Genomic DNA, 12,700 nt, shown 5'->3' with positions numbered 1-12,700 from the left:
GGGATAACGTATTGCGATCTCAGAATTGACTGATAATAATACTGTATATGCGTACAGTTTTATCATTGAGAATTCGCCATGAAAGTTCATCCCTTCTCTCCTCTCTTGATGCGTCCGATGCCCGGTGCACCGCCGCATCAATTGCCACTCTTTCTTGAGCGAGTCCACTGCGGTTTCCCCTCCCCGGCGGCAGATTACGTCGAGCGCAGGCTGGATCTGAACAAGCATCTGGTCGCCCATCCCAACGCCACCTATTTTGTCCGGGTGGAAGGGGATTCCATGCGCGACGCGAATATCAGTGAAGGGGATTTACTGGTGGTCGACAGTGCGCTGGATGCGAAACATGGCGATATTGTGGTGGCGGCCATTAACGGCGAGTTTACGGTTAAACGGTTACAACAGTTTCCGCGTGTGCAACTGCTCGCCATGAACCCACGCTACGCGCCGATTACCCCGGCAGAAGATGAACAACTGGAGATCTTTGGCGTGGTGACTTTTATTATTTATGCGGCACGTTGAGTGACAACGCCCGGCTTATATCGCCGGGCGTTGTCAGACTTACGCTTTGTCTGGCAAGGCGTAAGCAATCAGATAATCACCGACATCCGGCGAGTGCGCCGCACCGCCTGCCGAGATCACGATGTACTCTTTACCGGTTTTCGCTGACTGATAAATCAACGGTGACGCAGTCGCTCCCACCGGCAGACGCGCTTTCCACACTTCCTTACCGGTTTTGCTGTCCAGCGCACGCAGGTAATTATCCTGGCTACCGGCAAAGAACACTAAACCGCTTTTGGTGGTGGTCGGGCCGCCCAACGTTGGCATACCTACCGGCATCGGCAGATGGGTTTTTACCCCCAGAGGACCGGTGTCTTCCACCGTGCCCATTGGCACCTGCCAGACGATTTTCTTACTGTGCAGATCGATGGCGGTCATGGTGCCAAACGGCGGATGCTGACACGGTACTTGCAGGAAGGATGCGAAGTTATCCATCCGCACGCCAACGTAAGGCCCGCTGATCTGAGGACGGATAGTACCAGCCCATTGCGGTACTTCGTTCAGGGAGATTTTCTGCCCCTTCGCTTCTTCCTTACTCTTCAGCGCCATCAGCATACCCAGACGGATATCATTGACGTAAAGAATGCCGGAAGTTTCATCAATAGACACCCCACCCCAGTTCATGCCCCCCATAGTCGCCGGGAACTCCAGGTAGGTTTTCTCGCTGTTCGGCTGGAAGATGCCGGAATAGAGCGCCGATTTGAACAGAATGCGGCAGTAGAGCTGGTCAAACATGCTGACGCCCCACATCTTCTTCTCGTTCAGTTGCTCCAGACCGATAGTTGGCATATCCACTGAGAACGGCTGGGTCGGCGACAGATGTTCTTCCTGCGCTGCCGGAGAAGTCGGTACCGGTTTCTCTTCGACTTTACTCACTGGCTTACCGGTGCGGCGATCCAGGACGAAGATTTCACCCATTTTGCTGGTCTGAATCAGCGCAGGCACCACTTCGCCCTGCTCATTCTTCATGTTGTACATCACCGGCTGCGACGGTAAGTCGTAGTCCCAGATATCGTGATGGACGGTCTGGAAGACCCATTTGGTTTTGCCGGTATTCACATCCAGCGCAATCACTGACGAACCGTATTTCTCTTTCGCCGCATTACGGTTACCGCCCCAGTAATCTGGTGGGCCGTTACCGGTGGAGACATACACCAGGCCGAGATCTTTATCGTAAGTCGGGATGGCCCAGACGTTCGGGGTGCTGAGGGTATAATGTGCATCACCCTGCTTCGCCCCTTCGACGTTGCCAACATCCCACGCCCACGCCAGCGAACCGTCACGCACATCATACGCACGCAACACACCGGAGGGTTCATCTTCGGTGATATCACGTACCCAGGAACCGAATACTGTCAGATGGCCCATAATCACCGGCACGCTGGTCGGGTGATAACGACGGCTGTCGGCAGTATCGCCCATCCCCTGTTGCAGGTTGACCATGCCATTCTGGCCGATGTTCGGGCACAGCTCGCCGGTATGCGCGTCCAGCGCAATCAGACGGGCATCAACGGTGGAAACAATAATGCGCTGACGGCAGGCCGTATCGGTATACGCCGCTTTCTGCTCGGCACTGAGGGTTTCATCGCTGTCGTAGTCGTAATACCCGACGCTGCGGCAGGTAACGTGTTCATAGGTGCGCGCATGTGGATCGAATTTCCAGATTGGCTTGCCGGTATCGGCATCCACTGCGGCAATCAGGTTTTCCGGCGTACAGGTATAAAGCACGGAACCGATCTGAATCGGCGTGTTTTCATCGACCCCCGTCGCATTGCCTGTCAGACGGCGACCGGTGTGATAAGTCCAGGCCACCTGCAAATCTTTAACGTTATCCGCGTTGACCTGATCGAGCGGCACAAAGCGCGTGCCACTGGCGTTGCGGCTGATATAGCGCCAGTCCTGACCCGCTTTGGAAGCATCGCTATCCGTTGGTTGCAACGGCTCGGCAGAGACGGCTTCCGGGTTATAGAGGGTGTTATGCGGGAAGAAGCCACCAATAAAGGTGGCGATTAATGCCACAAACACCACCAGGCTAAGCCCGCCAGAGAGACGACGCTGCGACGACAGCACACCTTTATCGGTGGCGGTCACCAGCAAACTCAGCAGAAATAACAGCGCGGGTACCACCAGGCGCGGCAGCAAATCCCAATAGATCAGGCCGCCAACTTCCACCAGCGACCAGATAATCGTCAGTGCAAAAATCAGGCAGGAAAAAATGAAACCCGCCGCTGGTTTTTTAAAATAGAGCACCACCAGCACGATATAGGCGATACCGGCAATCAGATAATATGCCGATCCACCCAGTGAAATAAGTTTTCCGCCGCCAATAATAATAGCGATGGCGGTCGCCAGCGTGAGCAACGCAAAAATGATGCTCAGGACAAATGACAAGCCTGAACGCCGTCCAGACCCTTGTTCCTTAATATCCATACACTCCCCGATAATTTAAAATGGTGACATGTTAGTTAAAATCGTAAGGACTGTATGTTTGTGTTAATTAGATGTCAATAAATGTAAATCCACATCTTTTCAGTTACTACTTAAAAACAAACCAATAACATTTACATCAATAACAATCATAATATGCCCCAGCTAATTAACTACCGTCATTAATTATCAGCGCAGAAACGCCACCATCCCGTTTATTAATGGTTTAGGAATGAATACCCTGACATTTTACAGGTTAAAATATTTGTGCTTACTGGTTATTCGCAGACGGGGATAATTTCACGAGGTCATTAAATCAGGTGGGATGCGGCGGTAAATAACCGCACTTTTTATTCTTTTCGTAACGGCGCGATAAATCGCGCCGTTACGTTATGCGTTAACCTGCCATCTCGCGTTTAAACACCGCGAGTGTATGGGCTTTCACCCGGACAAACTCCGGGTGACTCATCATCTCAGCAGTGCGCGGGCGCGGCAGGACAAAGGGCACAATCTCGGCCACGCGCGTAGGCCGCCGCGTCAGCAACAAGATTTCATCCGCCAGAAACACCGCATCCTCCAGATCATGTGAGACGATCAGCATGGTGACGCCGGTCGCCAGTTGGACCTGCTGCAATTTATCGCGGATAAACAGCGTCATCTCAAAATCGAGCGCCGAGAACGGCTCATCAAGAAACATCACTTCAGGCTGCGTCGCCAGCGCACGCATGATACACACCGTTTGCTGTTGCCCACCGGAGAGTTCATACGGATAACGTTGCAGATCGAAGCGAATATCAAACATTGCCGCCAATTCAGCCACACGTTGTTTGACCGCCGCCGCCTTCATGCCCTGACGCTTTAACGGATAGGCAATGTTGTGCCAGGCGGTTAACCAGGGAAAAAGCGCATCGCGGTAATTCTGGAACACATAACCGATCTTCGTCTCCGCCAACGTTTTGCCGTCGAACAGGATTTGCCCGCGATCGACCGGAATCAATCCGGCAATCATGTTCATCAGCGTCGATTTGCCACAGCCATTAGGCCCGAATATCGAGACGATCTTGCCTTTGGGTAAATCGAGGTTGAGATCCTGATACAGCGGCTGCCCGGCAAAGCTTTTATCCAGCCCGCGAATAGTGACATGGGTATTGGGTTGCGGATAATCGGGTTTTTTCATGCTTTGCCACTCCAGTGCACACAGCGTTTTTCAATCAGCAGAAAACCCAGATTCAGCAGATAGCCAAAAGCACCGGTGATCAGAATCGAGGCGTACATATCTTTAATGTTGAACAGCTGCTGCGCATCAATGATGCGGTGCCCCAACCCGGTTTCAGAACCAATAAACATTTCGGCGACGATGACGATCACCAGCGCCATCGAGACGCCGGTACGCAAACCGACAAAGGTCTGCGGCAGGCTTTCCATCAGCATGATGTCCTTAAACACATGCCAGCGTGAAACCCCCATCACCTGCGCCGCCATAATGCGGGTCTTCTTCGCGTTCATCACGCCGTAGGCGCTGTTAAACAGGATCACCAGCACCGCCGCAAAGGCGGCAATGGCGATTTTGTTGGTATCGGTAATACCGAAAATCAGCATAAACAAAGGGATCAGTGCGGATGATGGCGTTGAGCGGAAAAAATCCACCAAAAATTCGACGCTGCGATACAGACGTTCACTACTGCCGAGCATCACCCCCAACGGCACACCGATAACCGCCGCCACCACAAAGGCCATCAGCGTACGGTAGAGCGTATCGCCGATATCCTGATTCATGCTGCCATCCGCCAGCGCGCTAAACAGATAGCCGAGGGTTTCCCCCGGCGATGGCAGCAACACCGGGTTGAGCCATTTGGCGCTGACTGCCGTCTGCCACAGCAGAAAAAGCAGCAGCGGCCCGATCAGCGGCAGCAGCCTGCGTCGCCAGATTCGCATCATGGCACTCTCCTTATGCGCGATAGATCAACGGTTCCACCTGAAGCGGCTTGCTGAAAATTTTCCGCTCGGCAAACACATCATAAAATTTCTGGAACCATTGCAGGTTAGTCCCGGTTAACTGGTCATACATCACGAAGCCAGGCAGCGGCACTTCCTTCACCAGCGCCGCTTCAATGCCGGTGTAACCCGCCACATATTGCCGCGCCTCTTCCGGCTGTTGCTGGATAAACTTGACCGCTGCGCCATACGCATCAATCACCTGCCGCGCCCGCGCTTTGTCGGCATTGATAAAGCTGGTGGTCAGCGCCGCCGCCCCCCCAAACCACGGTGCGCTGGCATCGCCGAGCACATATTTGGCAATCACCCCGGTTTCCAGCACTTTGCCCATGCCTTTCATGCGAGCCACCGTGCCGGTGGGTTCCAGCGTGTATACCCCATCAATCTGCCCGGCAGCTAACGATGGCGCATGCTGGCCGACCGGCAACTCGATCACCTTGGTATCGGTAAATCCATTCTTCTCAAGGATAATTTTCGCCATAGTGACGTTCTGAATACCGGGGCCGCTGGCAATGCGTTTGCCCTTCAGATCGCTGATCGATTTGGCGCTACTGTTGACCGGCACCAGAAACTCATCCAGCACCATTTTTTCATTCGAAGGATTAGAACAGATGATTTTGAACAGGTCCGGGCTGGTAATGGCCCCCAACCCCAACGCCCCGGTGGCGGTGCCGTTGGCGCAACCATGAATACGCCCGGTGATCATCGCTTCCACCACCTGCTGCGGGCTGGCGAATTTGACGGCACGTACGTTCAAACCGGCTTGTTTAAAGATGCCTTTCTCGATACCGGCATATAACGGCAAACCACCGACAATCGGCCAGTAACCAATCAAAATCTCATCATCTGCCGCCACGGCTGATGGGCTGCCCAACATGCCACTGAGCGCGACGCCACCTAATGCCAGCATCGAATATTTCATCATCTGGCGACGCTGAGCGTTAATTTTCTCTTTATCATTGTTGCGCACGGTGATTCCCCCAAGTGATTGACTGGTATGCGGCCTTGTATACAAGCCACTGGCAACTATGCAGAAGTTGTGCCAGGTAACAGCATTACCGTGCGTTAAGGTTTTCTCACTGTGGCTTAATCAATTAGGGAAAGTTAATGGTGCATCCGGCGCACCATAGCGGGACAAGCGTGTTGCGAATCAGCGCTTGACGAGCAGGGTCAACCGGCAAATACTGTATATAACCACAGTTATTTATGAACGCAATTATGTACGCACTTGTCGACGTCAACTCCTTCTACGCCTCCTGCGAAACCGTATTTCGCCCCGACCTGCGCGGCAAACCGGTTGTGGTGCTATCCAACAACGACGGTTGCATTATCTCGCTCAGTAAAGAAGCGAAAAAACTCGGCATCAAAATGGGTGCCCCTTACTTTAAGCAGCGTGAAGCCTTGCTGCGTCATCAGGTGGTGGTGTTCTCCTCCAACTATGCGCTGTATGGCGATATGTCGCTGCGGGTGATGGAGACGCTGGAATTGATGGCCCCACGCGTGGATGTCTATTCAATTGATGAAGCCTTTGTCGATGTGACCGGCGTTGATAACTGCCTCTCGCTGGAAGCCTTTGGTCGTCAGATGCGCGATCGTCTTTATAAAGAGACGCATCTGCGGGTCGGTGTGGGAATTGCACCGACCAAAACCCTCGCCAAGCTGGCGAACTGGGCAGCCAAACGCTGGACCCAGGCGGAGGGGGTGATGGATCTCTCTGCCCCGGTGCGTCAGCGCAAACTGATGGCGATGGTGCCGGTGGACGAGGTCTGGGGCGTCGGCCGTCGGCTGGCGAAAAGACTCAACCTGATGGGGATCGAAAAGGCCGTGCAACTGGCCGATACCCCCACGGCACTGATCCGCAAACAGTTTGGCGTGGTGCTGGAACGCACAGTACGCGAGTTACGCGGTGAGGCCTGCCTGGCCTTTGAAGAGGTGATCCCACAGCGGCAAAATATTCTTTGCTCGCGCTCCTTTGGTGAGCGGGTGACGGAGTATAACGACATGCGCGAAGCCATCAGCAATTACGCCGCGCGCGCGGCGGAAAAGCTACGTAGCGAGCGCCAGTATTGCCGCCATATTGGTACGTTTATCCGCACCAGTCCCCACGATCCTCATCATCCTTATTATGCCAATTCGGCTGATACCTTGCTGGTCACACCGACCCAGGATAGCCGCGACATCATGCATGCCGCGCTCAGTTGTCTGAACAGGATCTGGATCCCTGGTAAACGTTATATGAAAGGCGGCGTGATGCTGGGGGATTTTTTCAGTGATGGCGTGGCGCAGTTTGACCTGTTTGCCGACTATCAGCCGCGGCGTAATAGCGAACAACTGATGCAGTTGATCGATCAGATGAATGCCCACCAGCGCGGCGCGTTGTGGTTTGCCGGTCAGGGGGTGCAGAAAGCCTGGTCAATGAAACGTGAAATGCTGTCACCGGCTTACACCACCCGATTTTCTGATGTGCCGGTGGTGCGGTAGGCCTTGCGCGATAAATCGCGTACTAATGATTGATCACCGTAAACCCTTCATCCGGCTGCGGCGCAACAAAGTAACTGCTGATCAGTGCGAACTGTGCATCGGTGGCAGCAAAATCATGTTCACCTGCGTTGTTGCGCGCATGCAGCCGCGCTTTGCACTCCTCATCCGGGACATCGAGGACATGGAGCTGATGCGCGGCATCGGCAGCCTGAATCACCGCCTTCATCCATTGCCGGTTTTGCAGCGTGTTGGCCGGGAAATCCAGTACCACGGAGACACCACAGCGCAGCAGCGAAATCAGGTGCGGTGTCATAGCATTACGCAGCTTCGCAGCACAGCGCACATAATCCGCCACATCACGCATTTCGTCGGCAAACAGATGCGCCAGCCAGGCATCCTCGCTAATGATCACGGCCCCGGTTTCCTGAGCCAGCCGATGGGCCAACGTCGATTTACCTGCGGCAATTTTGCCGCACAGCAGGTGCAGGGTCGCTGGGGATTGTGTTAACGCGCGCGCAGACGCCATAAAACCACTCCTTTTAAGATGACTGCATACCATGCCTGTAATTGGCGCGCAGGTAAAGACCTGCGCAGGTTCGCTACACTTACAGCATCCTTCAAAAAAGGAGCAGCGCAATGAGCCAGAATGTACATAAAATCGATTTTCCGGTCAGCAAGGCGCGGAAATATCTGGAACCCGGACCGGTGGTGCTGGTCAGCTCACAGTATGAAGGTCAGCACGACATCATGACGCTCGGCTGGCATACCATCCTGGAATTCTCACCCTCGCTGGTCGGCTGCATGATCGCCAGCGGCAATTTTAGCCATGAATTGATTCGTCACAGCGGCCAGTGCGTGATCAACGTGCCGGCCGCCGACTTAATTGATAGCGTGGTGGCCATCGGCAACAGCCACGGCGATCGCATCGATAAGTTTGATGCCTTCAAACTGACCGCTGAACCGGCCAGCAAGGTGAATGCGCCACTGATCAGGGAGTGCTTCGCCAGCTTTGAATGTCAACTCTACGACGATAGCATGGTGGATAACTACAATCTGTTTATCTTCGAGATCGTTAAAGCGCATGTGGCGGATAAGCCGGAGTTTCCTCCCACCCTGCACTACACGGGGGAAGGTCGTTTTACCGTGATGAGCAATCTGCTGCTTGATAAGCACCGCGACTTTAAGCCAGAAATGTTAATTTAAACAAGGTTGAATTCACGAAAGCGCGCCCCCACAGTAACGCTTTCGCCCTGACAGGAGTAAAGACATGGCAATTGAATACGCGGTGATCGCGGGTGGCTGTTTCTGGTGTACCGAAGCAGTGTTTAAAAGTCTGATTGGCGTTGAGTCCGTGGAAAGCGGTTATACCGGCGGCACGCGTGCCAACCCGACTTACGAGCAGGTATGCAGCGGTGCCACCGGCCACGCCGAAGCGATCCGCATCGGTTTCGATCCGGCACAGATAAGCTTCGGCGATCTGCTGGATGTCAGCTTTGTCACCCATGATCCAACCCAGCTAAACCGCCAGGGCAATGACATCGGTACTCAGTACCGTTCCGCCATTTTCCCGGCCAATGCCGAACAGGAAGCGGAAGCAATCGCGGCCATCGCCCGTGCTCAGGAAGATAACAAAGATCCGATCGTCACCACCATCGAGCCGCTGGGCGAGTGGTATCCGGCGGAAGATTATCATCAGGATTACTGGGATGGTGCCGGTCAGCGTAACGGTTACTGCCTGGCGGTCATCCCTCCGAAGTTGCAGAAGCTGAAGAAAAATTTTGCCAATAGGGTAAAATCGCAGGGCTAATGCGATGCGGGTGCGCGTAATGCGCACCCGTTATAAATCCGCGCGATAAATCGCGCCGCTACGAAAGCTGCCCTATGCCAGAATTTGATTCTCCACCCACGCATTCCCCACCGCGTAAGCGGCCCATAAAGCTCAATACCCTGGTCACGCTGATGCTCAGTACGGTGATCGCCCTGGTGCTGTTCAGCGTCCATCTGATCTATTTCTTTCAAATCGGCGCGATGACGCGGATGCAACTGGAAGATAAAGCGATGGCCGTGGCGCGAACCCTGGCGGATTCGCCAGAAATCCAACGCGCGGTGCTACAGCCGCCCGGCACCCTGCCGATTCAGCCCATCGCCCAGGAGATTCAGCAAAGCAATAACCTGCTGTTTGTGGTGGTCACCAATATGCAGGGTATCCGCTATTCACATCTCAACCCAGAGTTGGTCGGCCAGCATTTTATTGGCGACGACATCGAACCAGCGTTGCGTGGACATGAGAACGTCTCGGTCAATAAAGGCGCGTTAGTCAAAGCCCTGCGCGTATTTACCCCAATCTATAACGCTCAACATCAACAGATTGGCGTGGTGGTGATTGGTATCTCGCTCAGCGCGGTGACCGATCAAATCAACCAGAGCCGCTGGAGCGTGTTATGGACGATCTTGATTGGCGCGCTGGTCGGTGCGCTGGGTACCTTGATTCTGGTACGCGTGCTAAAACGTATTTTGTTCGGCCTCGAACCGCATGAAATCTCGACGCTGTTTGAACAACGTCAGGCGATCCTCAACTCGGTAAAAGAAGGCGTGGTGGCGGTGGACGATCAGGGCGCGGTGACGCTGGTCAATCAGGCGGCACAGAAGTTGTTGAATGCCGAGATCGCGACCAGCGCCATCAGTGCCGAACGTATTTACGATGCCTCGGTGATCAACGCCCATTTGCAGGATGTGTTGCAGAGTGGCCGACCACGGCGCGATGAAGAATTGAACGTTAACGGCCATGTGCTGCTCAGCAACACGGTGCCGGTACGCAGCCAGGGACGTATTATTGGCGCGGTGTGTACCTTCAGGGATAAGACCGAGATTAGCCAGCTAATGCAGCGCCTGAGCGGCATGGTAAACTATGTCGATGCGCTCCGTGAGCGTTCACACGAATTTATGAATAAGCTGCACGTTATCCTCGGCCTGCTGCATATGAAAAACTATGCGCAGGTCGAAGCCTATGTGCTGAAAACCGCCAATAACTATCAGACGGAAATTGGCTCGCTGGTGCAAAAAATTAAGTCACCGGTGATTGCCGGATTCCTGCTCAGTAAGATCAATCGGGCATCCGATCGTGGTCATCACCTGACCATCAGCGATGCCAGTTTCTTACCCGACAGCGGCAACGAGCAGCAGATGGCGGTACTGATTACCGTGATTGGCAACCTGGTGGAGAATGCGCTGGATGCACTTGGCTCCCAGACTGAAGGTGAGATCCATGTGATGCTGCACTACCAGAATGGCTGGCTGGCGTGTGAAGTGAGCGACGATGGCCCCGGTATTGATCCCGAGGTGTTGCCCACTATTTTTGACAAAGGCTTCTCCACCAAAGGTGACGATCGCGGCGTCGGTTTGTTCCTGCTGAAACAGCAAACCGAAAGCCTTGGCGGCGACGTCAGCGTGGAATCAGAACCCGGCGTTTATACCCAATTTTTAGTCCAGCTACCCTGGGATGGAGGAAATCAAACCGCATGATCAACGTGTTAGTAGTCGACGATGATGCAATGGTGGCAGAGCTTAATCGCTGCTATATCGGCCAGGTGCCCGGCTTTAGCTGCTGTGGCACCGCCTCAACCTTACAGCAGGCGAAAGAGAAGATCCTCAACAGCGAACCACCGGTTGATCTGGTGCTGCTGGATATCTATATGCAACAGGAAAACGGCCTCGACCTGCTGCCGGAGCTGCGCAAAGCCAACAGCCCGGTGGAGGTGATTATCATCTCCTCCGCCGCCGATGCCGCAACCATCAAAACCTCGTTGCACTACGGCGTAGTGGATTACCTGATCAAGCCCTTCCAGTTCCCGCGTTTTGAAGAAGCGCTGACCCAATGGCGGCAGAAAAAATCGCTGATGGATAACCAGCATTATTATCAGCAATCGGATGTCGACCTACTGATTCACGGCAGCCCGGCGACCCAGCACGACAGCAAACGCCTGCCAAAAGGGCTGACGCCGCAGACGCTACGCACCCTGTGTCAGTGGATCGATGCCCATCCGGGCACCGAGTTCTCCACCGATGAACTGGCGGCCGAGGTGAATATCTCCCGGGTTTCCTGCCGTAAATATCTGATCTGGCTGGCGCAGATTAATATCCTGTTCACCAGCATCCATTACGGTGCCACAGGCCGTCCGGTATACCGTTATCGCCTGCAACCGGAATACCATTCGCTGCTGCAACAATATTGTCAGTAACGCAGTTGCCACGCCGCATCCAGCGGCTCAAAGCTGAAATGGCGCGCGGAGGAGCAGATTATCTGCCGGTCGCGCGTCACAAAGACCGCGTCCAGTTCAGGCTGGTCAGCAAGATACGCCAGCCCCTGTTCCACCCCCATGCCATACAGCAGCGTGGTGTAGATATCGCCATCAATGGAACGATCGGAAATCACCGTGATGCTGAGTAATTCGTTGTCGAGCGGATAGCCGGTGCGCGGATCGAAGATATGGTGCCAGCAGCGGCCATCCCGTTCGAAGTAGCGTTCGTAGATGCCGGAGGTCACCACCGACTTACCCTGCACGCGCAACACGCCGAGCAGTTCATCCTCGCGGCCAAAGGGTTTTTTCAGGCCAATCCCCCACCCCGCTGCATCATGGGGGGGACACCCCAACGTCTGCACGTTGCCACCGAGGTTAATCAACGCCTGCTGCACACCCTGTTGGCGTAAAAAGCCCTGCACGCGATCGGCAATATAGCCTTTGGCGATGGCACCGAGATCAATCTCCATCCCCGGCTGTTGCAGGAACACCGAGCGTTCAGCCTCATTCAATATCACCTGATGCGGATCGGTCAGCCGCAGCCGCGCCGCGATATCCGCAGCCGGTGGCACCTCATGGCCCTGAAAGCCAATTTTCCAGCGTTTCACTACCGGCCCGATGGTGAAGTTAAAGGCGCTGTTCGGCAACAAACTCACCGCATGCGCCACGCTGATCAAGGCAAACACCGGTTCACTGACCACCACCGGATGGTGGCCCGCGGCGTGGTTGATCGCCATCACTTCAGAGTCAGCACGATTGACGGTAAACAGATTTTCCTGCTGTTTGATCAGCCGAAATACCTGCGCCGCGAGAGGTTGATTGTCTTCGAAGAGTTTAAGCAGAATGGGCGAACCCATCAGAACGGCGGAATAGGCATAGACGCCTGCGTCTGGAGTCATTATCGCCTCTTACGGTTGTAGCGGCACGATCTATCGCGCGGT

The 12,700-nt window shown here is 54.4% G+C and carries 12 protein-coding genes; 6 read left to right on the top strand and 6 right to left on the bottom strand.

The window, feature by feature from the left end:
* Positions 1-108: 108 nt before the first annotated feature.
* Positions 109-519, top strand: coding sequence for a translesion error-prone DNA polymerase V autoproteolytic subunit (umuD, locus tag AC6I8R_RS08220; RefSeq protein WP_036627429.1), 411 nt, complete (start codon positions 109-111; stop codon positions 517-519).
* A 39-nt stretch (positions 520-558) separates the two neighbouring features.
* Here the strand turns inward: umuD and AC6I8R_RS08215 are convergent, their stop codons facing one another.
* From AC6I8R_RS08215 to AC6I8R_RS08200, 4 genes are all read right to left on the bottom strand, one after another.
* A complete protein-coding gene (locus tag AC6I8R_RS08215) occupies positions 559-2,988 on the bottom strand; it encodes a membrane-bound PQQ-dependent dehydrogenase, glucose/quinate/shikimate family (RefSeq protein ID WP_497832104.1) in 2,430 nt (809 codons plus the stop codon).
* 394 nt (positions 2,989-3,382) lie between these two features.
* Positions 3,383-4,162 carry an ABC transporter ATP-binding protein gene (locus tag AC6I8R_RS08210; protein ID WP_415173031.1) on the bottom strand — a complete coding sequence of 260 codons (780 nt, stop codon included), beginning with the start codon at positions 4,160-4,162 and terminating at the stop codon, positions 3,383-3,385.
* Positions 4,159-4,923 (bottom strand): ABC transporter permease, encoded by a 765-nt coding sequence (locus tag AC6I8R_RS08205; protein ID WP_021185707.1) that lies wholly within the window; start codon positions 4,921-4,923, stop codon positions 4,159-4,161. Before AC6I8R_RS08205 ends, AC6I8R_RS08210 begins: the two co-directional genes overlap by 4 nt.
* A 10-nt stretch (positions 4,924-4,933) precedes the next feature.
* Positions 4,934-5,905, bottom strand: a complete 972-nt coding sequence (locus AC6I8R_RS08200; RefSeq protein ID WP_051337990.1) for an ABC transporter substrate-binding protein — start codon at positions 5,903-5,905, stop codon at positions 4,934-4,936.
* A 293-nt stretch (positions 5,906-6,198) separates the two neighbouring features.
* Between AC6I8R_RS08200 and umuC the strand changes: the two genes are divergently transcribed.
* A complete protein-coding gene (gene umuC, locus AC6I8R_RS08195; protein ID WP_021185705.1) occupies positions 6,199-7,461 on the top strand; it encodes a translesion error-prone DNA polymerase V subunit UmuC in 1,263 nt (420 codons plus the stop codon).
* 22 nt (positions 7,462-7,483) lie between these two features.
* Here the strand turns inward: umuC and AC6I8R_RS08190 are convergent, their stop codons facing one another.
* Positions 7,484-7,987, bottom strand: coding sequence for a P-loop nucleotide/nucleoside kinase family protein (locus AC6I8R_RS08190; protein ID WP_021185704.1), 504 nt, complete (start codon positions 7,985-7,987; stop codon positions 7,484-7,486).
* A 110-nt stretch (positions 7,988-8,097) separates the two neighbouring features.
* Here AC6I8R_RS08190 and AC6I8R_RS08185 point away from each other — a divergent pair, with 110 nt between their 5' ends.
* The 4 genes from AC6I8R_RS08185 to dcuR all read left to right on the top strand — a co-directional run bounded on the left by AC6I8R_RS08185 (position 8,098) and on the right by dcuR (position 11,699).
* Entirely contained in the window at positions 8,098-8,664 is a 567-nt protein-coding gene (locus AC6I8R_RS08185; protein ID WP_415173032.1) for a flavin reductase family protein, read from the top strand.
* Between the two features lie 64 nt (positions 8,665-8,728).
* Positions 8,729-9,268, top strand: a complete 540-nt coding sequence (gene msrA, locus AC6I8R_RS08180; RefSeq protein ID WP_021185702.1) for a peptide-methionine (S)-S-oxide reductase MsrA — start codon at positions 8,729-8,731, stop codon at positions 9,266-9,268.
* A 74-nt stretch (positions 9,269-9,342) separates the two neighbouring features.
* The gene (locus AC6I8R_RS08175; RefSeq protein WP_051337989.1) at positions 9,343-10,983 is read left to right on the top strand and encodes a sensor histidine kinase; all 1,641 of its coding nucleotides are present in this window, start codon (positions 9,343-9,345) and stop codon (positions 10,981-10,983) included.
* Positions 10,980-11,699, top strand: a complete 720-nt coding sequence (gene dcuR / locus AC6I8R_RS08170; RefSeq protein WP_021185700.1) for a two-component system response regulator DcuR — start codon at positions 10,980-10,982, stop codon at positions 11,697-11,699. Before AC6I8R_RS08175 ends, dcuR begins: the two co-directional genes overlap by 4 nt.
* Here the strand turns inward: dcuR and AC6I8R_RS08165 are convergent.
* On the bottom strand, positions 11,693-12,658 hold the full coding sequence (locus AC6I8R_RS08165; protein WP_415173034.1) for an FAD:protein FMN transferase: 966 nt from the start codon (positions 12,656-12,658) through the stop codon (positions 11,693-11,695). The genes dcuR and AC6I8R_RS08165 overlap by 7 nt on opposite strands.
* Positions 12,659-12,700: the final 42 nt, after the last annotated feature.

The sequence above is a fragment of the Pantoea sp. X-Soil-OKNW-713 genome, assembly GCF_059730685.1.
The sequence above is the reverse complement of the archived record's forward strand: the minus strand, read 5'-3'. Positions and strand labels throughout refer to the sequence as shown.